Below are 24,331 nucleotides of genomic sequence, written 5' to 3' on the forward strand. Positions count from 1 at the left end.
CCGCGCCCGCGGCTCAGCTCCAGGCGTCGAGGACGGCGTTGCGCACCGCCGCCACCGCGAGTGACAGGCGGTTTTCCGGCGGCGCGACCCAGCAGATCCAGGTGTGGCCGCGCCAGCCGTCCCAGATCGCCAGCTCGCCGTTGCGCTGTGCCTGCAGGGCCTGGTCGAGGCGGACGATGCCGAGGCCGAGGCCGCTGGCGACCATGCTGCGCACCCCGCCTTCGGTGTCGGCGATCGCCCCCGGCTGGTAGGGGCGACCGGCGGCGGCGAACAGGGCGTCGAGCTGGCTGCGCAGCACGCAGGTGGGCGGCGTGCCGACCCATGGCAGGCGCGTCAGCGCATCCAGCGTCGGGTCGGGGTAGGCCGTGGCGAGCGCCGGCGGCAGCGCGACGACGGTGTCGAGCGCGCCCAGGCGGACGATCTCCAGGCCGTCGACGGCCGCCGCGTCGGTCATGATGTAGGCGCAGTCGAGGCTGCCCTGCTGCACTGCCTGCAGCGTCGCCGCCGACAGCCCCTGCTGCATCTGCAGCGTGACCTGCGGATGCCGCTCGGCGAGCCTGACGAAGACCTCGCCGAGGCGCAGCGCCACCGGGTCGCTGACCGTGCCGAAGCGCACGACGCCCTGCGCCGCGCCGCGGATCTGCGCGGCGGTCGAGCGCAGGCGCGTGGCCGAGGCCAGCGTGCGCTGCGCCTCCTCGAGCAGGCGCGTGCCGGCCTCCGTCAGCACCATGCCGCGGGCGCTGCGGCTGAAGAGCTTGACCCCGAGTTCGTCCTCGAGCGCCTTGATCTGGGCGCTGGCCGCCGGCGGGCTGGTGAACACGCGCTCGGCGGCGCGCGTCAGGCTGTGCTCCTCGGCGACGGCGACGAAGGTCTTGAGTTGATAGAGTTCCATGGCCGCCAGTGTGCGACGGCAGCCGCACGCTGTCAGTTCGGAAAAACCGAGCGCCCGCTCCAAAGATACGAATGGTCCGCCGACCCGCCGGCGACGACGATTGCACCATCGTCATCCCGCTGGAGGGTCACGCCATGCCCGCACCGTCCCGCCCGCTCGGCATCGCCGCGCTGCTCGTCGCCACCTCGGCCTGGGGCAGCCTGTTCCTGGTCAGCAAGGACCTGCTCGCCCACCTCGACCCGGCGTGGTTCACGCTGCTGCGCTACACCATCGCCACGCTCACGTTCGCCCTGCTGCTGGCGCGCCGCGGCGCGCTGCCCTGGGCCCGGCTGCGGGCGCACCTGCGGCCGCTCGCGCTGTACGGTTTCGTCGGCTACGGCGTCTTCAGCATGCTGCTGCTCCACGGCCTGCGCCACACGCTGCCCGCGCACGGCGCGGTGATCATGGCGACGATGCCGCTCACCACCCAGCTGCTGCGCTGGCGGATCGACGGCATCCGCCCGTCGCGCACGCTGCTGCTGAGCGCGCTGCTGGCGCTGTGCGGCGTGGCGGTCGTCGCCGGGCTGTTCGCCGGTGCCGCCGGGGGCGGGCTGGCGACGCTCGCGGGGGACCTGACGATCCTCGCCGGCACGCTGGGCTGGGTCTGGTACACGCGCGGCAGCGCGGCGCTGCCGGCGTTCGACGCGCTCGAATACACCACGCTGACCGCGCTCGCGGCATGGCCGCTGCTGTTGCTCGCGACGCTGCTGGGCACCGCGGCGGGCATCGCCGGCGCGCCGACGACGGCCACCCTCGGCGCGGCCTGGCCGGCGCTGCTGTACATCGGGCTGGTGCCGACGGTGATCGCGATCGTGAGCTTCAACGTCGGCGTGCGCGCGCTCGGGGCGGTGACGGGCACCGCGTTCATCAACGTCGTGCCGCTGTCGGCGCTGGCGATGAGCGTGGCGCGCGGCGCGACGCCGGCGCCGCACGAACTGCTCGGCACGGCGATCGTGATCGGCGCGCTGCTGCTGCACACCGCGCTGCAGTTGCGCCGCCCGCCGGCGGTCGTGCCGCTCGCGCCGGCGTCGCGTTCCTGCCCGGCCTGAGCGGGCGCCGCGGCGGCCGTTCAGATGCCCCAGTGCAGCCCTGCCAGCACCAGCGCGGCGAGGAACACGGTTTCGGCGACCAGCGCGGCGATCGGCCGCCAGCCGACCAGCGCCAGGCGCTTCAGCGAGGTCCTGATGCCGAGCGCCGCGATCGCCGCGACCAGGCAGGCGCGCGACAGCTCGCCGAGCCCGCCGGCGATGCGCGCCGGGATCAGCCCCAGGCTGTTGACGACGACCAGCGCGACGAAGGCGAGCAGGAAGCCGGGCAGCAGCGGCGCCCGGTGCCCGCCGCCGGCGTGCCGCTGCCGGAACAGCCAGCTCACGCCGACCACCACCGGCACCAGCAGCGACACCCGCAGCAGCTTGACCACGGTGGCGATGTCGCCGGTCTCCGGCGCGAGCAGGTAGCCCGCGCCGACCACCTGGGCGACGTCGTGGATGGTGCCGCCGAGGAAGATGCCGGCCTCGACGTGGCCGAGGTCGAAGGCGCGCGTGACCATCGGGTAGATGATCATCGCCAGCGTCGACAGCGTGGTCACGCCGACCACGGTCAGCAGCGTGTCGCGCTCGCTGTCCGCGTGGCGCGGCAGCACCGCCGCGATCGCCAGCGCCGCCGACGCGCCGCAGATCGCCACGGCGCCGCCGGTGAGCAGGCCGAGTTCGCGGCGCAGGCCGAGCAGCCGCGCCACCAGCCAGCCGACGGCGAGGGTCGCGAGCACCGAGGCGACCGTCATCAGCAGGGTGCCGGCGCCGAGCGAGCCGATCTGGCCCAGCGTGATGCGCGCGCCGAGCAGGGCGACGCCGAAGCGCAGCACGCTGCGCGAGGCGAACTCCACGCCGGCGACGCAGCGCCCCTCCTCCGACAGGAAGTGGAAGGCCATGCCGAGCAGCAGCGCGTAGAGCAGCGTCGGCCCGCCGTAGTGATCGGCGATGAAGGCCGCGGCCATGCCGATGGTGCCGCTGGCCAGCAGCCCGGGGACGAGCGCGGCAGGGCGCCCGAGCAGCGGGGCCAGCGGGGAGGGGGCCGGGGTGGCCGGGGTCTGCGTCGGTTGCGTCATCGCCGTCGTCCGGGGGGCTGGCGCTGCGGGGAAGCGACAGAAACCACAAACGCCGGGGTGTGCGCCAGTACCCATCGGCGCACGCCGGCCGGACCCATGGCGGCGGCGTCCGCCGCGGAGGGTCGGGGCGATGCCGCGCCCGCCGGCGCCTGCTCCGGGCCGGGACGCCCCGGGGCCTCGCACGGGCGGCGTGCTGCGGCGCGGCTTTCCGCCCGCGGGCGGCTGTGCCTACACTGGCGCCGCTCGACGGGGTGCCCTGCGAGGGGGCCGAGAGGCGCACGCGCCAACCCGCTGAACCTGATCCGGGTCGTGCCGGCGTAGGGATCGACCGCTCGCGGCGCCGGCTGCACGAAGGAAACCGCCATGCGTCGTCTGCTCACTTGCCTCGCCCTGCTGCTGTGCGCCTGCGTCGCGCGCGCCGAGCCACCGGTGCTCACCGTGTACACCTACGGCTCGTTCGTCTCCGACTGGGGACCGGGGCCGGCGATCCGCCGCGCCTTCGAGGCCGATTGCGGCTGCCGCGTCGAGTACGTCGCGGTCGACGACGGCGTGGCGCTGCTGTCGCGGCTGCGCCTGGAGGGCGCGCGCAGCAAGGCCGACGTGGTGCTCGGGCTCGACGCGAGCCTGCTCGCCCCGGCGCGCGACAGCGGGCTGTTCGCGCCGCACCGCCAGGACCTCACGCACCTGCGCCTGCCGATCGCCTGGACCGACGACACCTTCCTGCCGTTCGACTACGGCTGGTTCGCCTTCGTCTACGACCGCACCCGGCTCGCCAACCCGCCGACCAGCCTGCACGAGCTGGTCGATGGCGACTGGCAGCTGCTGATCGAGGACCCGCGCAGCAGCACGCCGGGGCTCGGCCTGCTGCTGTGGCTGCGGCAGGTCTACGGCGACGCCGCGCCGCAGGCCTGGGCCAAGCTCAAGCCACGCATCGTCACCGTCACCCGCGGCTGGTCGGAGGCCTACGGCCTGTTCCTCAAGGGCGAGGCGCCGCTGGTGCTGTCCTACACCACCTCGCCGGCCTACCACCTGATCGCCGAGGGCAAGGACCAGTACGCCGCGGCGCTGTTCCGCGAGGGCCATTACCTGCAGGTGGAGCTCGCCGCGCGCCTCGCCGCGGCGCCGCAGCCGGCGCTGGCCGAGCGCTTCCTCGCCTTCGTGCTGACCCCCGGCTTCCAGGCCGCGATCCCCACCGGCAACTGGATGTACCCGGTGATCGAGCTGCCCGACGGCCTGCCGGCGGGCTTCGCCGCGCAGCCGCAGCCGCTGCAGTCCCTGCTCTACGCCCCCGACGCGCTCGCCGCCGGGCGCCGCGCCTGGCTCGACGAGTGGCTGGAGGTGCTCGGCCGATGAGCCTGCGCCTCGCCGCCGGCACGGGCGCGGCGGCGGTGGTGCTGCTGCCCTGCGGCGGCGCGCTGCTGGCGCTGCTCGGCGCCGGCGACGGCGCGCTGGGGGCGCTCGCCGAGCCGCGGCTGCTGCGCATCGCCGGCTTCACGCTGGGGCAGGCGGCGCTGTCGACGCTGCTCGCGGTGGGCTTGGCGCTGCCGGTGGCACGGGCGCTGGCGCGGCGCGCGGCGTTCCCGGGGCGGGCGGCGCTGCTCGCGCTGTTCGGCCTGCCGCTGGTGATGCCGACGATCATCGCGGTGTTCGGGCTGATCGAGGTGTACGGGCGCGCGGGCTGGGTGGCGCGGCTCGCCGCCGCCGCCGGCCGGCCCGGCTTCGGCTTTCCCTACGGCCTCGCCGGCATCCTGCTCGGCCACGTGTTCTTCAACCTGCCGCTCGCGGTGCGCCTGCTGCTGCCGCAGTGGCAGGCGGTGCCGGGCGAGGTCTGGCGCCTCGCCGCGCAGCTCGGCATGGGCCCGGGCGCGGTGTGGCGGCTGATCGAGTGGCCGCTGCTGGCGCGCGCGCTGCCGGGCGTGGCGCTGCTGGTGTTCGTGCTCTGCTGCACCAGCTTCGCGGTGGTGCTGGCGCTCGGCGGCGGGCCGGCGGCGGCGACGCTGGAGGTGGCGATCTACCAGGCGCTGCGCTTCGACTTCGAGCCGGCGCGGGCGGCGGCGCTCGCGCTCGCGCAGCTCGCACTGTGCCTGGGGCTCGCGGCGCTCGCCGCGCGTGCCGGGCGCCCGCTCGCGCTCGGCGGCGGCGAGCTGCGCGCCTACCCGCGCCCGGACGCCGCCGGGCGCCTCGCCGCTGCGCTCGACGGCATCTGCATCGCCGCCGCGGCGCTGTTCGTCGGCCTGCCGGTGGCGGCGCTCGCCGCCGCGGCGCTGCGCGTGCCGGCCGAACTGCTCGCCGATGCGCGGCTGTGGCGCGCCGCCGGCCTGAGCCTCGCGCTCGCGCTCGGCGCCGGCCTCGCCGCGCTGCTGCTCGGCTGGAGCCTGCTGCTCGCCGCGCGCGACCTGCGCCTGCGGCGCGGGCGGCCGCGCGTGGCGGCGGCGTTCGAGGGCGTCGGCCTCGCCGGGCTGGCGACACCGCCGCTGGTGCTCGGCACCGGGCTGTTCATGTGGCTCGCGCCGCACGTCGACGTGTTCGTGGTGGCGCCCGCGCTGCTGCCGCTGCTCGGCGCGCTGCTCGGCCTGCCCTACGTGCTGCGCGTGCTCGGCCCGCCCTGCGAGCGCGTGGCGGCGCACTACGACCGCCTCTGCGCGAGCCTCGGTGTCACCGGCTGGCAGCGCGCGCGGCTGGTCGAGTGGCCGCTGCTGCGGCGCCCGGTGGCGCAGGCGCTGGCGCTCGCCTGCGCGCTCGCCGCCGGCGACCTCGGCGCGGTCGCGCTGTTCGGCTCGCCGGCGACGACCACGCTGCCGCTGCTCCTGTACCAGCAGCTCGGCGCCTACCGCATGGACGCCGCCGCGCTCAGCGCGGCGCTGCTGCTGGCGCTGTGCCTCGCGCTCTACCACGGCATCGAGCGCGTGCTGGGAGGCGGCGATGCGCGTTGAGCTGGAGGCGCTGCGCTTTCGCTACGCGGCGCTGGAGATGTGCTTCGACCTCTCGGTGGCCACGGGCGAGTGCCTGGCGCTGCTCGGGCCGAGCGGCGCCGGCAAGAGCACGCTGCTCGGTCTGATCGCCGGCTTCGAGCGCGCGCTGTCGGGGTGCGTGCGCTTCGACGGCGTCGACGTCACGCAGGTGCCGCCGGCGCTGCGCCCGGTCAGCACGGTGTTCCAGGAGCACAACCTGTTCCCGCACCTGAGCGTCGCCGACAACGTCGGCCTGGGGCTGCACCCGGGGCTGCGGCTGGACCGCGCGCAGCACGCCGAGGTGGCGGCGGCGCTGGCGCGTGTCGGCCTCGACGGTCTCGGCGCGCGGCTGCCGGCGCAGCTCTCCGGCGGGCAGCGCTCGCGCGTCGCGCTCGCCCGCGTGCTGGTGCGCCGTCGTCCGCTGCTGCTGCTCGACGAGGCCTTCGCCGCGCTCGGTCCGGCGCTGCGCAACGAGATGCTCGACCTCGTCGACGCGCTGCGCCGCGACCGCGGGCTGACGGTGCTGATGGTCAGCCACCACCCGGACGACGCCCTGCGCATCGCCGCCCGCACCGCCTTCGTCCATGCCGGCCACGTGCTGCAGGTCGGCGCGACCGCCGCCGTGCTCGGCGCTGCCGCCTGCCCGCCGCTGCGCGCCTACCTCGGTACGGTGGAGGGTACCGCCACCGGCTAGGCCGGCCGCGTGCGCCGCGCCTACAATCGGCGCGCGGCACTTTCCGGGAGACGGAGCATGAGCACAGTCAGGCGCAAGGCGTACTTCGTGTCGGACCGCACCGGCATCACCGCCGAGGCGCTGGGGCACAGCCTGCTGACGCAGTTCGAGGCGGTGCCGTTCGAGAAGGAGGCGGTGCGCTTCGTCGACACGCCGGAGCGCGCCGAGGCGCTGCGCGAGCGCATCAACCGCGCCGCCGAGGAGACCGGGCTGCGGCCGCTGGTGTTCAGCACGCTGATCCAGCCGGAGACGCGCGACGTGGTGCGCGCGGCGAACTGCCTGTTCATCGACTTCTTCGATGCGCTGATCCCCGGCATCGAGGCCGAGCTGGGGGTGCGCTCCTCGCACGCGACCGGCCGCTCGCACGGCCTCACCGACATCGAGGAGTACTCGATGCGCATCGACGCGGTGAACTTCTCGCTGAGCCACGACGACGGCAGCACGGTGAGCCACCTGAACGAGGCCGACGTCATCCTGGTCGGCATCTCGCGCACCGGCAAGACGCCGACCTGCCTGTACCTGTCGCTGCACTACGGCATCCGTGCGGCGAACTTCCCGATGACCGAGGACGACCTCGAGCACATGAAGCTGCCGAGGAGCCTCGAACCGCACCAGGGCAAGCTGTTCGGGCTGACCACCGATCCGCAGCGCCTGGCGCAGATCCGCCAGGAGCGCATGCCGAACAGCAAGTACGCCTCGCTCGAACAGTGCGACTACGAGACGCGCCAGGCCGAGGCGCTGTTCCGCAAGCGTGGCATTCCCTATCTGCGCACGACGATGAAGTCGGTCGAGGAGATCGCCACCACGATCATCGACATGGCCGGACTGGAGCGGCGCAAGCTCAAGCACCAGCGCCCGCACCTGCACACCTGAAGCGTGTGGCGGCTGCGTTCGGTTCCCAATCACCGGCGCATCAGGCACGATAGGCCGCCTCCCCAGCGGGGGGCATACATGACGACAACGACTCGAGGGGGGTCGGCTCGCCGTCTTCAGCAAGGCTCGCCGCGCCTGGCACCGGTGCGCGACGAATCCTGCATGCACTGACCGTTGCAACACCTGCAGTCGCAATCTTTAGGAGCCCAGCCACATGAAGAACCCAGTTCGCGTTGCCATCACCGGCGCCGCCGGCAACATCGGTTACGCCATGGCCTTTCGCATCGCCGCCGGCGACATGCTGGGCCCCGATCAACCGGTGATCCTGCACCTGCTGGAAATCACCCCGGCGCTGCCCGCGCTGCAGGGGGTGGTGATGGAGCTCAACGACTGCGCGTTCCCGTTGCTCGCCGGTGTGGTCGCCACCGACGATCTCAGCGTCGCCTTCAAGGACGTCAACTTCGCGCTGCTGGTCGGCGCCCGCCCGCGTGGCCCCGGCATGGAGCGCAAGGACCTGCTGACCGCCAACGGCGCCATCTTCGGCCCCCAGGGCAAGGCGATCAACGACCACGCCGCGCGCGACGTGCGCGTGCTGGTGGTGGGCAACCCGGCCAACACCAATTCGCTGATCGCCCAGTGCAACGCGCCGGACCTCGATCCGCGGCAGTTCACCGCGATGGTGCGCCTGGACCACAACCGCGCGCTGTCGCAGCTCGCCGAGAAGACCGGCGTGCACTACAACCACATCCGCAAGATGACCATCTGGGGCAACCATTCCAGCACCCAGTATCCGGACATCTCGCAGGCCACCGTCGACGGCAAGCCGGCCGCCTCGCTGGTCGACACCGAGTGGTACCGCAGCACCTTCATCCCCGAGGTGCAGCAGCGCGGCGCGGCGATCATCAAGGCGCGCGGCGCGTCGTCGGCGGCCTCGGCGGCCTCGGCGGCGATCGACCACATGCGTTCGTGGGCGCTCGGCACGCCCGACGGCGACTGGGTGTCGATGGCGATCCCGTCGGACGGCTCGTACGGCATCGCCCCGGGCGTGATGTACGGCTACCCGTGCGTCTGCAAGGGCGGCAAGTACGAGATCGTGCAGGGCCTGCCGGTCGACGAGTTCAGCCGCCAGAAGATGGACGCGACCGACGCCGAGCTGCGCGAGGAGCGCGCGGCGGTGGAGCACCTGCTGGGCTGACCGGCACGGCCGGCATCGTGAACGGAAGGGGCGCTGCGGCGCCCCTTCTGCTTTTCGGGGGTCGGGTAGCGGTCTTCCGTGCACGTCAATCGGTGCCGGTCCCTATCCAGTTGATTGGCATTTCTCATATGACGAATGCGTCATGATTGAGTAGTCTTATTCACGCAGCGCGAAGTCTGATTTCGCGTCACGAAAAAACAGCCGGCCGGACGGCGTGTCGGCGGAGCGGAAAATCGTCGGAGGAGGAGCAGAGATGACGTACGAGTCGTTTCATCGTCGGTCGATCGACGACGCCGAAGGCTTCTGGGCCGAGCAGGCGGAACTGATCCACTGGCACCAGCGCCCGCAGCAGATCCTCGACTACTCCCGGCCGCCGTTGCGCAAGTGGTTCGTCGGCGGCGAAACCAACCTCTGCTACAACGCGGTCGACCGTCATCTCGCGACCCGTGCCGACCAGCCCGCGCTGGTCTACCTCTCGACCGAAACCGGGGAGACCCGCAGCTACTCGTTCGCCGAACTGCACCGCGAGGTCAACCGCGCCGCGGCGATCCTGGCCGCGCTCGGCGTCGGCAAGGGCGACCGCGTCGTCATCTACATGCCGATGATCGCCGAGGCGATCGTCGCGATGCTCGCCTGCGCCCGCCTCGGTGCGGTGCACTCGGTGGTGTTCGGCGGCTTCGCCGCGCACAACCTCGCGGTGCGCATCGACGACGCGCAGCCGAAGCTGCTGATCACCGCCGACGCCGGCATGCGCAACGGCAAGCCGGTGCCGTACAAGCACCTGGTCGACGAGGCCTGCCGCGTCGCCAAACACCCGCCGGCGCACGTGCTGATCGTCGACCGCGGGCTCGATCAGGCCATGCCGCGCACCCCGGGCCGCGATCTCGACTACGCCGCGCTGCGCGCGCAGCACCTCGACGCCGAGGTGCCGGTGACCTGGGTCGAGTCCAACGCGCCGAGCTACATCCTCTACACCTCGGGCACCACCGGCACGCCGAAGGGCGTGCAGCGCGACACCGGCGGCTACTGCGTCGCGCTCGCCGCGTCGATGAAGTACGTCTACGACGCCCGCCCCGGCGAGACCATGTTCACCACCTCCGACATCGGCTGGGTGGTCGGCCACAGCTACATCGTCTACGGCCCGCTGATCCACGGCATGACCACGATCTGCTACGAGGGGCTGCCGACCCGCCCCGACGCCGGCATCTGGTGGAAGATCGTCGAGGAGTACAAGGTCACGACGATGTTCAGTTCGCCCACCGCGGTGCGCGTGCTGAAGAAGCAGGACCCGGAGTACCTGCGCCAGTACGACCTCTCCAGCCTGCGCTACCTGTTCCTCGCCGGCGAGCCGCTCGACGAGCCGACCTCGCGCTGGATCTCCGACGCCCTCGGCGTGCCGGTGGTGGACCACTACTGGCAGACCGAGACCGGCTGGGCGATGTTGACCTACCTGCCGGGCGTCGAGCTCAAGCCCAACCGCTTCGGCTCGCCGGGCTTTCCGAACTACGGCTTCAACATCCGCGTGATCAACGAGGCCACCGGCGCCGACGCCGCGCCGAACGAGAAGGGCGTGCTGGTCGTGGTGCCGCCGCTGCCGCCGGGCTGCCTCTCCACCGTGTGGGGCAACGACGACCGCTTCGTGAAGAGCTACTTCAGCCAGTTCAAGGAGTTGCTGTACACCTCGTCGGACTGGGCGGTGCGCGACGACGACGGCTACTTCTTCATCCTCGGGCGCACCGACGACGTCATCAACGTCGCCGGGCACCGCCTCGGCACCCGCGAGATCGAGGAGGCGGTGCAGGCCCACGCGGCCGTCGCCGAGGTCGCCGTGGTCGGCATCGCCGATCCGCTGAAGGGCCAGGAGGCGGTCGTGTTCGCCACGCTGAAGGACCCGAACCTCGTCGCCGAGGAGGCCGGCCGTGCCCGGCTCGAAAAGGAGGTGCTGGCCAAGGTGGTCGAGCTGCTCGGCCCGGTGGCGCGCCCCAAGCACGCCTACTTCGTCAACGCCCTGCCCAAGACGCGTTCGGGCAAGCTGCTGCGCCGCTCGATCCAGGCGCTCGCGGAGGGCCGTGACCCGGGCGATCTGTCGACGCTCGACGATCCGAATTCACTCGAAGAAGTGCGGCGCGCGGTGGGCTCCACGGGGCACTGACCACCGGCGACTCGCATCGGGGGGGACGCGCCGGCCATGACCGGTGCGCATGAGCGGGACCGCGCCGGATACAGCCGATTCCAACGGCGCGCGAGACCCGCAACCGGGCCGGCCGAAACAGGGGCGGGCGGTTCCGGGGGGTTGCCGGGCGCGGGGGGCGCGCACGGTGGCTGGTGGGGGCCCCCGTCGGAGGCGACGGGGGCCGCCTTTTCCACGGCTCAGCAGGGCGCGCGCCGCGCGTCCGGAGTTTTCGAGGTGCTGCGCATGAGTGACATCAGATCCGCCGGGGCCCGCTTTCGCGCGGCCGTGCAGGCCGAGCGTCCGCTGCAGGTGGTGGGGACGGTCAACGCCTATTTCGCGCGTATGGCCGAGCGCACCGGTTACCGTGCCCTGTACCTGTCGGGCGGGGGCGTCGCCGCGTATTCCTGCGGCATTCCGGATCTCGGCATCACCACGATGGAAGACGTGCTGATCGACGCGCGCCGCATCACCGACGTCACCGACCTGCCGCTGCTGGTCGACATCGACACCGGTTGGGGTGGCGCCTTCAACATCGCCCGCAGCGTGCGCGAGATGATCCGCGCCGGCGTCGCCGCGGTGCACATCGAGGACCAGGTGGCGCAGAAGCGCTGCGGCCACCGGCCGAACAAGGCGATCGTGTCGCAGGCCGAGATGGTCGATCGCATCAAGGCCGCGGTCGATGCCCGCAGCGACCGCGACTTCGTGATCATGGCGCGCACCGACGCGCTCGCCGTCGAGGGCCTGCAGTCGGCGATCGACCGCGCCTGCGCCTGCGTCGAGGCCGGTGCCGACATGATCTTCCCCGAGGCCATCACCGAGCTGGCGATGTACCGGCAGTTCAGCGAGGCGGTACGGGTGCCGGTGCTCGCCAACATCACCGAGTTCGGCGCCACTCCGATGTACACCACCGGGGAGCTGGGCGCGCACGGCGTCGCGCTGGTGCTCTACCCGCTGACGGCGATCCGCGCGGGGGCGAAGGCGGCGCTCAACGCCTACCAGGTGCTGCGCCGTGACGGCACCCAGCAGGCGGTGCTCGACACCCTGCAGACCCGCGCCGAGCTGTACGACTACCTGGGTTATCACGCGTACGAGCAGAAGCTCGATGCGCTGTTCGCGAAGGAGGAACGCTGAGATGAGCGAGATCGTCGAGCCCGTGCTGCCGAAGGCGAAGAAGTCCGTCGCGCTGTCGGGCATCACCGCCGGCAACACCGCGCTGTGCACCGTGGGGCGCAGCGGCAACGACCTGCATTACCGTGGCTACGACATCCTCGACATCGCCGACCGCTGCGAATTCGAGGAGGTCGCCCACCTGCTGATCCACGGCAAGCTGCCGACGGCGAGCGAGCTCAAGGCCTACAAGGCCAAGCTGAAGGCGCTGCGCGGCCTGCCCAACCCGGTCAAGGCGGTGCTGGAGCAGATCCCGGCCGCCGCGCACCCGATGGACGTGATGCGCACCGGCGTGTCGACGCTCGGCTGCGTGCTGCCGGAGAAGGACGACCACAACACCGCCGGCGCGCGCGACATCGCCGACCGCCTGGTGGCCTCGCTCGGCTCGATGCTGCTGTACTGGTACCACTACAGCCACAACGGCAAGCGCATCGAGGTCGAGACCGACGACGACTCCGTCGGCGGCCACTTCCTGCACCTGCTGCACGGCACGGCACCGAGCGCGCTGTGGGTGCGGGCGATGCACACCTCGCTGATTCTCTACGCCGAGCACGAGTTCAACGCGAGCACCTTCACCGGGCGCGTGATCGCCGGCACCGCCTCCGACATCTACTCGTCGATCACCGGTGCGATCGGTGCGCTGCGCGGGCCCAAGCACGGCGGTGCCAACGAGGTCGCTTTCGACATCCAGAGCCGCTACGACAACCCGGACGAGGCCGCCGCCGACATCCGCCGCCGCGTCGAGGCCAAGGAAGTGATCATCGGCTTCGGCCACCCGGTCTACACGATCGCCGATCCGCGCAACAAGGTGATCAAGGAGGTCGCGCGCCGCCTCGCCGCGGACGCCGGCAACTTCAAGCTGTTCAACATCGCCGAGCGCCTCGAAACCGTGATGGACGAGGCGAAGAAGATGTTCGCCAACCTCGACTGGTTCTCGGCGGTGTCCTACCACCTGATGGGGGTGCCGACGGCGATGTTCACGCCGCTGTTCGTGATCGCGCGCACCACCGGCTGGAGCGCCCACGTCATCGAGCAGCGCCAGGACGGCAAGATCATCCGCCCGAGCGCCAACTACGTCGGCCCCGAGGACCAGGTCTTCGTGCCGATCACCGAACGCCGCTGAACGCCCGCACGACCACCGCGAACCACGAGGAAACCGCATGTCTTCCCATGACTTCCGCGACGCCAAGCGCCCCGATTACGACTCGGTGATCCAGGACATCGCCGACTATGTGCTGAACCACCGCATCGACTCGGCGCTGGCGCTCGACACCGCGCGCAACTGCCTGATCGACACGCTCGGCTGCGGCCTCGAAGCGCTGTCCTACCCGGCCTGCACCAAGCTGATGGGCCCGATCGTTCCCGGCACCGTGGTGCCGAACGGCGCCAAGGTGCCGGGCACGCAGTTCCAGCTCGACCCGGTGCAGGCGGCGTTCAACATCGGTGCGATGATCCGCTGGCTCGACTTCAACGACACCTGGCTCGCCGCCGAGTGGGGGCACCCGTCGGACAACCTGGGCGGCATCCTCGCCACCGCCGACTGGCTGTCGCGCAACCGTGTCGCCCAGGGCAAAGCGCCGCTGACGATGCGCGCGGTGCTCGGAGGCATGATCAAGGCGCACGAGATCCAGGGCTGCATCGCGCTGGAGAACAGCTTCAACAAGGTCGGGCTCGACCACGTGCTGCTGGTCAAGCTGGCGTCGGCGGCGGTGTGCTGCGCGCTGATGGGCGGCAACCGCGAGGAGGTGATGGCGGCGATCTCGCAGGCGCTGGTCGACGGCCAGGCGCTGCGCACCTACCGCCACGCCCCCAACGCCGGCAGCCGCAAGAGCTGGGCGGCGGGCGACGCCACCTCGCGCGCGGTGCGGCTGGCGCTGTTCTCGATGAAGGGCGAAATGGGCATCCCCGGCGTGCTGTCGGCGAAGACCTGGGGCTTCTACGACGTGCTGTTCAAGGGCAACCCGTTCAGCTTCCAGCGCCCGTACGGCTCGTACGTGATGGAGAACGTGCTGTTCAAGATCAGCTTCCCGGCCGAGTTCCACAGCCAGACCGGCGTCGAGGCGGCGATGACGCTGCACCGGCAGCTCACCGGGATGGGCCGCAGCGCGGCCGACATCCGCAAGGTGACGATCCGCACCCACGAGGCGTGCATCCGCATCATCGACAAGAAGGGGCCGCTGGCGAACCCCGCCGACCGTGACCACTGCATCCAGTACATGGTCGCCGTGCCGCTGCTGTTCGGCCGCCTGACCGCCGCCGACTACGAGGACAACGTCGCCGCCGATCCGCGCATCGATGCGCTGCGCGAGAAGATCGTCTGCGTCGAGGACCCGCAGTTCACCGCCGACTACCACGACCCCGAGAAGCGTTCGATCGCCAACGCGCTCACCGTCGAACTCGCCGACGGCACGCGGCTGCCCGAGGTCGTCGTCGAGTACCCGATCGGCCACAAGCGCCGGCGCGCCGAGGGCATCCCGCTGCTGGTCGAGAAGTTCAAGGTCAACCTCGCGCGGCGCTTCCCGGCCCGGCAGCAGGCCGCGATCCTCGCCGCCTCGCTGGATCAGGCTACGCTCGAAGCGATGCCGGTCAACGAGTACGTCGACCTCTATGTGATCTGACCGCGCTCCTCCCGTGCGCACGGCCGGCGCGGATTCGCCGGCACGGCGCGCGGCTTAGGGCCGCGACGGTGTGAACCGTCGCGGCCGTTTCCTTTTCGGCCCGCGGCGGGCTCAGCTCGCGGTCGCGACCGGGGGGAAGGCGAGGTGGGCGTTGATCGCCGCCGCCGCCTGCGGGCGCCCGAAGTGGAAGCCCTGCGCATGGGTGCAGCCGAGCGCCACCAGGCGTTCGGCCTGCTGCGGCTGCTCCACCCCTTCGGCGGTGACCCCCAGGCCCAGGCTGTGGGCGAGGCCGATGATCGCCGCGACGATGGCCTCGTCCTGCGGGGTGTTGCCGGCGAGGTCGCGCACGAAGGAGCGGTCGATCTTCAGCGTGTCGACCGCGAAGCGCTTGAGGTAGCCGAGGTTGGAGTAGCCGGTGCCGAAGTCGTCGATGGCGAGGCGCACGCCCAGCGCCTTCAGGCGGTCGATGGTCGTCACCGTGGCCTCGGACTCGCCCATCAGGATGCTCTCGGTCAGCTCGATCTCCAGCCAGATGGGCGCGAGCCCGCTCGCCGCGATCGCCGCGTCCACCCGCTCGACCAGGTCGGCCTGGCGGAACTGCGCCGCCGACATGTTCACCGCCACCGGCACGCGGGGGAAGCCGGTGTCCTGCCACTCGCGGTTCTGCCGGCAGGCCTCGCGGATCACCCAGTCGCCGATCGGCACGATCAGCCCGGTCTCCTCGGCCACCGGCACGAAGCGCCCGGGCGCGACCAGGCCCCAGTCCGGGTGCTGCCAGCGCAGCAGCGCCTCGAAGCCGGTCAGCCCGCCGTCGACCAGGCTCACCTGCGGCTGGTAGTGGAGCACGAACTCGCCGCGCTCGAGCGCCCGCCGCAGGCCGTTCTCGAGCGCGAGGCGCTCGGAGGCGCGGCGGTCGAGGTCGCGGGTGAAGAAGCGGTAGCCGTCGCGCCCCGACTCCTTGGCGAGGTGCATCGCCATGTCGGCGTTGCGCAGCAGCGTCTCGACGTCGGTGCCGTCGTCGGGGAACAGCGCCACGCCGACGCTGCACGAGGGGCGTAGTTCCTCGTGGTCGAGCGTGAGCGGCGTGGCCAGCATCGCGCGCAGCTTCTCGGCGACCAGGCCGGCCTGCTCGGGCGAGCGGATGTCGTTGACCAGCACCACGAATTCGTCGGCGGCGATGCGGCAGACGGTGTCGCCGGCACGCAGCGTCCCGCGCAGGCGGTTGGCGAGCACGCGCAGCAGGCGGTCGCCGGCGGCCCGACCCAGCGAGTCGTTGACCAGCTTGAAGCGGTCGATGTCGATGTAGAGCACCGCGAGCCCGCGGCCGTGGCGGCGCGCCATCGCCAGCGCCTGGCGCAGGCGGTCGTTGAGCAGCGAGCGGTTGGGGAGGTCGGTGAGCGGATCGTGGCTGCTCAGGTAGGCGGCGCGCTCCTCGGCCTGGCGCCGCGCGGTGACGTCGTTCAGCAGCACCAGCAGCCCCGGGCGGCCCTCGAAGACGATCGCGTGGGCGTGGACCTCGAAGGCGAGCGCCCGCCCGCCGGCGACCTCGGGCTGCCACGGCAGCGGCGCCGTCGTGGTCGCCTCCGGGCCGCAGTGGGCGAGGTGTTCGAGCAGCGGGCGCAGCGACGCCGGCGCGCAGAGTTCGTGCAGGGTCGCGGCGAGGAAGGCGTCGCGCGTGCGGCCGAAGGCGTTCACGGCCGCCGTGTTGACCATCAGGAAGGCGAGGCTGGCGGGGTCGAGGACCCACATCGGCGTCGGGTTGGCATCGAACAGCTGGCGGTAGCGCGCCTCGCTCTCGCGCAGCGCCGCCTCGGTGCTGGCGCGGGCGTTCTCGCGCGCCAGGTTCTCCAGCGCGAAACCGATGTCGTCGGCCATCTCGCTGAGCAGCAGCAGCATGTCGCGGTCGAAGAAGCCGACGCTGCCGGCGTAGAGCGTGAACACGGCGACCACCGTGCCGCCCACGTGCACCGGCACCGACGCCGTCGAGCGGATGCGGTGCTCGCGCGCGCGCGCGTGCCAGGGGGCGGTGCGCGGGTCGCCCAGGTAGTCGTCGATCACCACCGTCTCGCCGCTGCGCAGCGCGGTCGCGCTCGGGCCGCGCCCGCGCGGCTGCGTCGGGTCGAGCGGCAGGCGCTCCTGCCCGGCGATGAAGGCCGCTTCCGTGCCCCAGGTGGCGGCGATCTCGATGTGCTCGCCGCGCGCATCGGGCACGCCGATCCACGCCGCCGGCAGCTCGCCCAGCTCCACCGCGAGGCGGCAGATGCGCTCGAACAGCGCGCGCCGGTCGCGCAGCAGCATGATCGCCTGGTTGGATTCGCTCAGCGTCGCGTACAGCCGCGACAGGCGGCGCAGGTGCGCGTTGCGCTCGTCGAGGGTGTCGAACAGCGCGTCGAGCGCCGCGGCGACCGTGGCGATCTCGTCGTCGCCGCCGAGGCGGGTGCGGACCCCGCCATCGCCGTGGGCGCGCCGCTCCAGCGCGCGCTGCAGCGTGTCGAGCGGGTGCAGCACGCGGCGCGTGAGCAGCCGGTAGTACACCGCCAGCAGCAGCACGGTGCCGAGGACGAGCACCGCGGCGATCTGCAGCACGGTGGTGCGCACCATCGCGCGCTGCGCGGTGGCGTCGAGGCGCAGCGCCACCGCGGCGGCCATGAGCCCGGCGCCGCGCGCGAGGTCGAGCGGGCTGGCCACGCACAGCGCGGCCGCGGTGGCGTCGCTGCAGTCGCTCGCGCCGTCGCCGTCGCCGTCGACGAGGCGGGCGAGTTCGGGCAGCGCCGCGACCTCGCGGTCGCGCCAGGCGGGGCGCGAACTGGCGATGACCCGTGCGGGTTCGTGCGCGCTCACGGCGACCCAGTCGATGTCGGCGCTGCTGCCGAGGGCGGCGACCAGGAGCTGCAGGCGATCGGCCGGCTCCAGGTTGGCGCTGGCATGGTCGACGATCTCGACCATCGCCCGCGCGCGTGCCAGCAACTGGGCGTCGAGTTCCTTGCAGACGACGATGGACACCACCGCGAGCACGGCGAGCGAGACCAGTGTGCCGAGGGCGAGCAGCGGCAGGACCAGCCGGGTGCGCAGCGAACCGCGCGCGTTGGCCAGCGGCGTCATACGGGTCGGCATCCTTGCAGCGGGAGGGGCGGGGCGTCGCCGGCGCGCGGCACCGCGGAGCGGCAGGGGCGGGTGCGGTGGCGTGGCCGGGCGGAGGCGCCGGGAAGCGCCCGGCAGGGCGCGCGTGGAACGGTGCAGGCCATCGCCGCCGCGGGTGGCGGGCCGCAGGCCGCCAGCGCGAGTTCGGCGACCAGGGCCGTGATCACGGACATCGTTTGCGGACGGCGCATCGCGTCGATGGGGTTCCTGCCGAACGGGGCGCGCTTCCAGGGCGCCCGCGGATGATACGGGTCGACGCCACATCGTGAAAGGATTCGGCGCGCCGTCCGCATGGCGGAAGGCTGCGCGGCCTCAGCCGCCGGCGTCGTCGATCAGGCGGTAGCCCACGCCGGGCTCGGTGCGCAGCCAGCGCGGGCGCACCGGATCGGGCTCCAGCCGGTGGCGCAGTTCGTGGATGGCGATACGCACGTAGTCGGGGCTCGCGTCGCTGGCCTCGCCCCAGACCTCGCGCAGCAGTTGCGCGTGGGTGACGACGCGCCCGGCGTGGCGCGCCAGCACCGCCAGCACGCGGTACTGGCGCGGGCTCAGGTGCAGCGGGACGCCGTCGCGCGTCACCGCGCGGCTGTGCAGGTCGATGCGCAGTCCCGCGTTCGCGTACACGCTGGCGGGCGCGGCCTCGCGGTCGCCGTGGCGCAGCGCCACGCGGATGCGCGCCGCGAGCTCGGGGACACCGAACGGTTTGCCGAGGTAGTCGTCGGCGCCGGCGTCGAGCCCGCGCACCTTGTCGGCCTCCTGCCCGCGCGCCGACAGCACGATCACCGGCACCGTGCTCCATTCGCGCAGGCGCGCGAGCACCTCCAGCCCGTCGATGTCGGGCAGGCCGAGGTCGAGCAGGATCACGTCGGGTGCGGCGCTGGCGGCCAGCGCGAGGCCGTCGGCGCCGTTCGCGGCCTCGACCACGTGCAGTTGCTGCGCGCCCAGCGCGGCGCGCAGGAAGCGGCGGATCGGCAGTTCGTCCTCGATCACCAGCACGGTGCGGCGCGGTTCATCCATCGTCGCGGTCTCCGGGCGCCGCGGCGGTGGCCGCGAGCGGCAGCGTGAAGCGGAACCGCGCGCCGCCGCCGGGGCGGTTCAGCGCGCGGATCTGGCCGCCGTGCAGCTCGACGATGCCGCGGCAGATCGCCAGCCCCAGGCCGACCCCGCTCGGCTGGCCGCTGCCGGCGCTGCGCCAGAACTTGTCGAAGACGCGCTCCAGCTCGGTGCTCGGCAGGCCCGGGCCGCGGTCGGCGACCTCGATCACCACCTGCCCGGGTTCGGCGTGCGCCTCGACCTCGATCGCGCTGTCGGGCGGGGTGTAGCGCAGCGCGTTCTCGAGCAGGTTGACCAGCACCTGTTCGACCAGCAGCGCGTCCATCGGCACCAGCGGCAGATCGGCGGCGATGCGGGTCTGCACCTCGCGGCCGTCGAGCGCGCGGACCAGGCGCGCCAGCGCCGCGCCGATCACCGCTTCGAGGTCGTGCGGCTCCTTCGCGGCGGCGAGCGTGCCGGCTTCGAGCCGGGTCGCCTGCAGCAGGTTGGCGATCAGCCGCGACAGGCGTTCGGCCTCGCTGTGGATGTTCAGCGCGAGTTCGCGCTGCACCGCGGCGTCGAGCGTGGGGCCGAGTTCGGCCAGGCTGCTCGCCGAGCCGATGATCGCCGCCAGCGGCGTGCGCAGGTCGTGCGACACCGAGGACAGCAGCGAGCTGCGCAGGCGCTCGGTCTCGATCTGCACCTGCGCCTGCCGCGCCTGTTCCTGCAGGCGGTCGACCTCGAGCGCCAGCGCGGTCTGGTTGGCGAAGGCTTCGAGCAGCAGCAACTGCTCGGGCAGCACCAGCCGCTGCGGGTCGGCGGGCTTCACCCGCAGCGCGCCCACCGCGCCGCGCTTGCCGGCGAGCGGCACGTAGACGGCGTCGACGAAGGGCAGGGTCTGGGTGCCGAGGCCGGCCATGCGGCCAAGGTCATAGACCCACTGCGCGACGCTCTGTTCCTTGGCGTTCATCGTGAACTCGGCGTGGAAGCCCGCGCGCACCAGCAGCCGCCCGTCCGCCTGCGGCAGCAGCGCCAGCACCTGGGCCTCGAACACCTCGCCGATGTGGCGCACCGCCACCGTCAGCAGCTCGTCGACACCGCGGCAGGTGGCGAGGGCCTTGGAGTGCGCGTGCAGCGCCGCGGTGCGGCGCTCGCGCAGGCGCGCGTGGGCGAGCTGTTCGCGTGACTGCACGGTGAGCTGGCTGATGATCAGGCCGACCAGCAGCATCACCACGAAGATCACCAGGTACTGCGTGTCGCTGACGGCGAAGGTCAGGTGCGGCGGCACGAAGAAGAAGTCGAAGGCGAGCACCGCCGCGACTGCGGCGAAGATCGCCGGTTCGCGCTCGCCACGCCGCGCCACCAGCACCACGCCGAGCAGGTACACCATGATCAGGTTGGCGAGCTCGAAGAACGGCGCCATCGCGAAGCACACCAGCGTGGCGGCCGCCACCCCCAGCGCGGCGATGCCGTAGCCGCGCCAGGGCGTCGGCGCCGCAGGGGCGGGACTGGTGGCGGACGCGGGGGCGTCGGCGGCGGCGGGCACGGCGTGGATCTCGATGTCGCCGCTCGCGCGCAGCAGCGCGTCGACCAAGCTGCGGTGCAGGCGTGCGCGCCAGCGCGTCCGGTGCGGCTTGCCGACGACGATGCGGGTGACGTTGCGCGCGCGCGCCCAGGCCAGCACCTCGTCGGCGACCGACAGCCCCGACACCGTCACGGTTTCGCCGCCGAGCTGCTCGGCGAGACGCAGCGCGTCGACCACGGTGCTGCGCTGCGCCGCCGGCAGGCGCACGTGGGCGGGGGTCTCGACGTGGATCGCCGACCACTCGGCCTTGAGCTGTGCGGCGAGCCGGCGCGCCGCGCGCACCGTGCGCAGGCCGCCCGCGCCGGGGCCGATGCAGGCCAGCACGCGCTCGCCGCTGCGCCAGATGGCGTCGGGCGCCTCGCCCTCCTTCAGCGTCAGCACCTGCTCGTTGACCTTGGCGGCGACGCTGCGCAGCGCGAGCTCGCGCAGCGCGCTCAGGTTGGCCTCGCGGAAGAAGTGCTCGCGGGCGAGCTCGGCCTGTGCCGGCAGGTACACCTTGCCCTCGCGCAGCCGCACGATCAGCTCCTCGGGCGGCAGGTCGACCAGCTCGACCGCATCGGCGCGTTCCAGCACCGCGTCGGGTACGGTCTCGCGCACGACGATGCCGGTGATGCCGGCGACCACGTCGTTGAGGCTCTCCAGGTGCTGGACGTTGAGCGTGGTGTAGACGTCGATGCCGCGCGCCAGCAGCTCCTGCACGTCCTGCCAGCGCTTGGCGTGGCGCGAGCCCGGCGCGTTGCTGTGCGCGAGCTCGTCGACCAGCAGCAGTTCCGGGCGGCGCGCGAGCGCGCCGTCGAGGTCGAACTCGGTGAGCGCCTGGCCGCGGTAGTCGAGGCTCTGGCGCGGCAGCAGCTCCAGGTCGGCGAGCAGCGCCTCGGTTTCGACCCGGCCGTGGCACTCGACCACGCCGGCGACCACGTCGGTGCCGGCGGCGCGCTGCACGCGCGCGGCTTCGAGCATCGCGTAGGTCTTGCCCACCCCCGGCGCGGCGCCGAGGAAGACCTTGAGGTGGCCGCCGCGCTGGCGGCGCTCCTCCTGCTGTGCCAGTGCGAGCAGCGCGTCGGGGTCGGGGCGGCGCTCGTCCAGGCTCACGCGGCGCGCCCGCGGGCCGGCGCCGCCGTCACGGCTGCAGCCCGTCCAGCGCCAGGTTCAGCGCGAGCACGTTCACCCGCGCCTCGCCGAGCACGCCGAGCACGCGCGGCTCGGTGTGCGCGGCGACCAGCGCCTGCAGCTGCTGCGGCGCGAGCCCGCGCGCGCGCGCCACGCGCTCGACCTGGTAGTCGGCGGCGGCCGGCGAGATGTGCGGGTCGAGGCCGCTCGCCGAGGCGGTGACGAGGTCGACCGGGATCGGCCGCGGGTTGCCGGGGTCGGCGTCGCGCAGTGCCTGCACCCGCGCCGCCACCGCCGCGGCCAGCGCCGGGTTGCTCGGTGCGAGGTTGGAGCCGCCCGAGGCCGCGGCGTTGTACGGGAAGGGCGCGGTCGCCGAGGGGCGTGACCAGAAGTGCCCGGGGTCGGTGAAGGCCTGGCCGAGCAGTTGCGAGCCGCGCACGTGCTCCTGCACGACGATCAGGCTGCCGCCGGCCTGGTGCGGGAACAGGAGCTGCGCGAGCGCGGTCACCGCGAGCGGGTAGACGAGCCCGGTGAGCAGCGTCAGCCCCGCCAGGGCGACGATCGCGGGACGGCAGGCGCACAGCCAGGTACGGAGCATCGGGGGCCTCCTTTTATATAAGGTGTGTGCTCAGACCAGGCCGAGCCCGGTCAGCACGAGATCGATCGCCTTGATGCCGACGAACGGCACCGCGAGCCCGCCGAGCCCGTAGATCAGCAGGTTGGTGCGCAGCATCTGCGAGGCGCCGGTAGGTTTGTAGCTCACGCCGCGCAGCGCCAGCGGGATCAGCGCGACGATCACCAGCGCGTTGAAGATCACCGCCGACATCAGCGCGCTGCGCGGCGAGGCGAGGGCCATCACGTTCAGTGCATCGAGCGCCGGGTAGGTCGCGGCGAAGGCCGCCGGGATGATCGCGAAGTACTTGGCGACGTCGTTGGCGAGGCTGAAGGTGGTCAGCGCGCCGCGCGTCATCAGCAACTGCTTGCCGATCTCGACGATCTCGATCAGCTTGGTCGGGTTGGAGTCGAGGTCGACCATGTTGCCGGCTTCCTTCGCCGCCTGGGTGCCGCTGTTCATGGCCACCGCGACGTCGGCCTGCGCCAGCGCCGGCGCGTCGTTGGTGCCGTCGCCGGTCATCGCCACCAGCCGCCCTTCCTGCTGCAGCTGGCGGATCAGCGCGAGCTTGTCCTCGGGCCTGGCCTCGGCGAGGAAGTCGTCGACGCCGGCTTCGGCGGCGATCGCCGCGGCGGTCAGCGCGTTGTCGCCGGTGATCATCACGGTGCGGATGCCCATGCGCCGCAGCTCGGCGAAGCGCTCGCGGATGCCGCCCTTGACGATGTCCTTGAGGCGGACCACGCCGAGCACCTCGCCGCCGTCGGCGCCGCGCTCGGCGACGATCAGCGGCGTCGCCCCCTGGCGCGAGATGGCATCGGCCGCGTCGCGCACCAGCGGGGCGAGGCCGCGGCCCTGCGCGCGCAGCCAGCGCTCGATCGCCTCGACCGAGCCCTTGCGGATCTGCCGGCCGGGGAGGTCGACGCCGCTCATGCTGGTCTGCGCGGTGAAGGGCACGAAGTGCGCGTCGAGCTCGTGGATCTCGCGCCCGCGCAGCCCGTAGCGCTCCTTGGCGAGCACCACGATGGAGCGGCCCTCGGGGGTCTCGTCGGCGAGCGAGGCGAGCTGCGCGGCATCGGCCAGGCGCTCGGTGCCGACGCCGGGGGCCGGCACGAACTCGGTCGCCTGGCGGTTGCCGAGCGTGATCGTGCCGGTCTTGTCGAGCAGCAGCACGTCGACGTCGCCCGCCGCCTCGACCGCGCGCCCGGAGGTGGCGATCACGTTGGCCTGGATCATCCGGTCCATGCCGGCGATGCCGATCGCCGACAGCAGCCCACCGATCGTGGTCGGCGCGAGGCAGACGAACAGCGCGATCAGCACCGTCAGCGGCACCACCTGGCCGCTGCCGCTGGCCTCGACCGCGTAGCGCGAGTACGGCAGCAGCGTGGCGGTGACCAGCAGGAAGATCAGCGTCAGCGAGGCGAGCAGGATGGCCAGCGCGATCTCGTTGGGGGTCTTCTGTCGCTTCGCCCCCTCGACCAGCCCGATCATGCGGTCGAGGAAGCTCTCGCCGGGGTTGGCGGTGATGCGCACGACCAGCCAGTCGGACAGCACCGTGGTGCCGCCGGTCACCGCGCTGCGGTCGCCGCCGCTCTCGCGCACCACCGGCGCGCTCTCGCCGGTGATCGCCGATTCGTTGACCGAGGCGATGCCCTCGATCACCTCGCCGTCGCCGGGGATGATCTCGCCGGCCTCGACCAGCACCACGTCGCCGCTGCGCAGGCGGTCGGAGGGCACGGCTTCCTGCGGCGCACCGCGCTGCGGCGCCTGCAGCCGCCGCGCGCGGGCGTGGGTGCGGGTGCGGCGCAGGCTCTCGGCCTGCGCCTTGCCGCGGCCCTCGGCCATCGCTTCGGCGAAGTTCGCGAACAGCACCGTGAACCATAGCCACAGCGTCACCGCGAGGATGAAGCCCGCCGGGGCCTCGCCGGCGCCGCTGAGCGCCTGCAGGAACAGCAGCGTGGTGAGGGCGCTGCCGACGTACACCGTGAACATCACCGGGTTGCGCAGCTGGTGGCGCGGGTGGAGCTTCTTCAGCGCGTCGACCAGGGCCTGGCGTACCAGCGCCGCATCGAAGCGCGGGTGGGGTTTGCGGGACATCGTGGCGGCCC

General features: G+C 72.7%; 17 protein-coding genes and 1 riboswitch. Of the genes, 10 read left to right on the forward strand and 7 right to left on the reverse strand.

The features are described 5' to 3' along the window. Nucleotides 1-13: 13 nt before the first annotated feature. Entirely contained in the window at nucleotides 14-892 is an 879-nt protein-coding gene (locus EV699_RS08935) for a LysR family transcriptional regulator (protein ID WP_132541776.1), read from the reverse strand. A gap of 134 nt (nucleotides 893-1,026) precedes the next feature. Here EV699_RS08935 and EV699_RS08940 point away from each other — a divergent pair, with 134 nt between their 5' ends. Further along, nucleotides 1,027-1,980 carry a DMT family transporter gene (locus tag EV699_RS08940; protein WP_132541779.1) on the forward strand — a complete coding sequence of 318 codons (954 nt, stop codon included), beginning with the start codon at nucleotides 1,027-1,029 and terminating at the stop codon, nucleotides 1,978-1,980. A 20-nt stretch (nucleotides 1,981-2,000) separates the two neighbouring features. On the opposite strand, the gene EV699_RS08945 is transcribed toward EV699_RS08940, so the two are convergent. Further along, entirely contained in the window at nucleotides 2,001-3,038 is a 1,038-nt protein-coding gene (locus EV699_RS08945; RefSeq protein WP_132541782.1) for a YeiH family protein, read from the reverse strand. Between the two features lie 243 nt (nucleotides 3,039-3,281). Next, nucleotides 3,282-3,366, forward strand: a riboswitch (TPP riboswitch). Nucleotides 3,367-3,401: 35 nt separating this feature from the next. On the opposite strand from EV699_RS08945, the gene thiB reads away from it, so the two are divergent. The 9 genes from thiB (at nucleotide 3,402) to EV699_RS08990 (ending at nucleotide 14,748) form a co-directional block, all read left to right on the forward strand. Beyond that, a complete protein-coding gene (thiB, locus tag EV699_RS08950; RefSeq protein ID WP_132541785.1) occupies nucleotides 3,402-4,391 on the forward strand; it encodes a thiamine ABC transporter substrate binding subunit in 990 nt (329 codons plus the stop codon). Next, nucleotides 4,388-5,971 (forward strand): thiamine/thiamine pyrophosphate ABC transporter permease, encoded by a 1,584-nt coding sequence (thiP, locus tag EV699_RS08955; protein WP_132541788.1) that lies wholly within the window; start codon nucleotides 4,388-4,390, stop codon nucleotides 5,969-5,971. The genes thiB and thiP overlap by 4 nt, the downstream gene beginning before the upstream one ends. After that, complete coding sequence (gene thiQ / locus EV699_RS08960) at nucleotides 5,961-6,683, forward strand: thiamine ABC transporter ATP-binding protein (RefSeq protein WP_132541791.1); 723 nt, start codon at nucleotides 5,961-5,963, stop codon at nucleotides 6,681-6,683. Before thiP ends, thiQ begins: the two co-directional genes overlap by 11 nt. A gap of 57 nt (nucleotides 6,684-6,740) precedes the next feature. Next, nucleotides 6,741-7,595 carry a posphoenolpyruvate synthetase regulatory kinase/phosphorylase PpsR gene (ppsR, locus tag EV699_RS08965; protein ID WP_132541794.1) on the forward strand — a complete coding sequence of 285 codons (855 nt, stop codon included), beginning with the start codon at nucleotides 6,741-6,743 and terminating at the stop codon, nucleotides 7,593-7,595. Between the two features lie 214 nt (nucleotides 7,596-7,809). Further along, nucleotides 7,810-8,790 carry a malate dehydrogenase gene (locus tag EV699_RS08970; RefSeq protein WP_132541797.1) on the forward strand — a complete coding sequence of 327 codons (981 nt, stop codon included), beginning with the start codon at nucleotides 7,810-7,812 and terminating at the stop codon, nucleotides 8,788-8,790. Between the two features lie 253 nt (nucleotides 8,791-9,043). Continuing rightward, the gene (prpE, locus tag EV699_RS08975; RefSeq protein ID WP_132541800.1) at nucleotides 9,044-10,942 is read left to right on the forward strand and encodes a propionate--CoA ligase; all 1,899 of its coding nucleotides are present in this window, start codon (nucleotides 9,044-9,046) and stop codon (nucleotides 10,940-10,942) included. Nucleotides 10,943-11,206: 264 nt separating this feature from the next. After that, on the forward strand, nucleotides 11,207-12,094 hold the full coding sequence (prpB, locus tag EV699_RS08980; RefSeq protein WP_132541803.1) for a methylisocitrate lyase: 888 nt from the start codon (nucleotides 11,207-11,209) through the stop codon (nucleotides 12,092-12,094). A gap of 1 nt (nucleotide 12,095) precedes the next feature. Then, nucleotides 12,096-13,253, forward strand: a complete 1,158-nt coding sequence (gene prpC, locus EV699_RS08985) for a bifunctional 2-methylcitrate synthase/citrate synthase (RefSeq protein WP_132541806.1) — start codon at nucleotides 12,096-12,098, stop codon at nucleotides 13,251-13,253. Between the two features lie 37 nt (nucleotides 13,254-13,290). Beyond that, a complete protein-coding gene (locus EV699_RS08990) occupies nucleotides 13,291-14,748 on the forward strand; it encodes a bifunctional 2-methylcitrate dehydratase/aconitate hydratase (RefSeq protein WP_132541809.1) in 1,458 nt (485 codons plus the stop codon). Nucleotides 14,749-14,859: 111 nt separating this feature from the next. On the opposite strand, the gene EV699_RS08995 is transcribed toward EV699_RS08990, so the two are convergent. The 5 genes from EV699_RS08995 to kdpB form a co-directional block, all read right to left on the reverse strand. Beyond that, the gene (locus tag EV699_RS08995) at nucleotides 14,860-17,850 is read right to left on the reverse strand and encodes an EAL domain-containing protein (RefSeq protein ID WP_132541812.1); all 2,991 of its coding nucleotides are present in this window, start codon (nucleotides 17,848-17,850) and stop codon (nucleotides 14,860-14,862) included. 351 nt (nucleotides 17,851-18,201) lie between these two features. Beyond that, nucleotides 18,202-18,903, reverse strand: a complete 702-nt coding sequence (locus EV699_RS09000) for a response regulator (RefSeq protein WP_132541815.1) — start codon at nucleotides 18,901-18,903, stop codon at nucleotides 18,202-18,204. After that, nucleotides 18,896-21,595 carry a sensor histidine kinase gene (locus EV699_RS09005; RefSeq protein WP_341540220.1) on the reverse strand — a complete coding sequence of 900 codons (2,700 nt, stop codon included), beginning with the start codon at nucleotides 21,593-21,595 and terminating at the stop codon, nucleotides 18,896-18,898. The genes EV699_RS09000 and EV699_RS09005 overlap by 8 nt, the downstream gene beginning before the upstream one ends. Nucleotides 21,596-21,623: 28 nt before the next feature. Next, nucleotides 21,624-22,211, reverse strand: coding sequence for a potassium-transporting ATPase subunit KdpC (gene kdpC, locus EV699_RS09010; RefSeq protein WP_132541818.1), 588 nt, complete (start codon nucleotides 22,209-22,211; stop codon nucleotides 21,624-21,626). A gap of 30 nt (nucleotides 22,212-22,241) precedes the next feature. Continuing rightward, complete coding sequence (gene kdpB, locus EV699_RS09015; RefSeq protein ID WP_132541821.1) at nucleotides 22,242-24,320, reverse strand: potassium-transporting ATPase subunit KdpB; 2,079 nt, start codon at nucleotides 24,318-24,320, stop codon at nucleotides 22,242-22,244. Nucleotides 24,321-24,331 lie beyond the last annotated feature (11 nt).

Source organism: Plasticicumulans lactativorans (genome assembly GCF_004341245.1).
In the GTDB taxonomy this organism is placed as follows: Bacteria; Pseudomonadota; Gammaproteobacteria; order Competibacterales; family Competibacteraceae; genus Plasticicumulans_A; species Plasticicumulans_A lactativorans.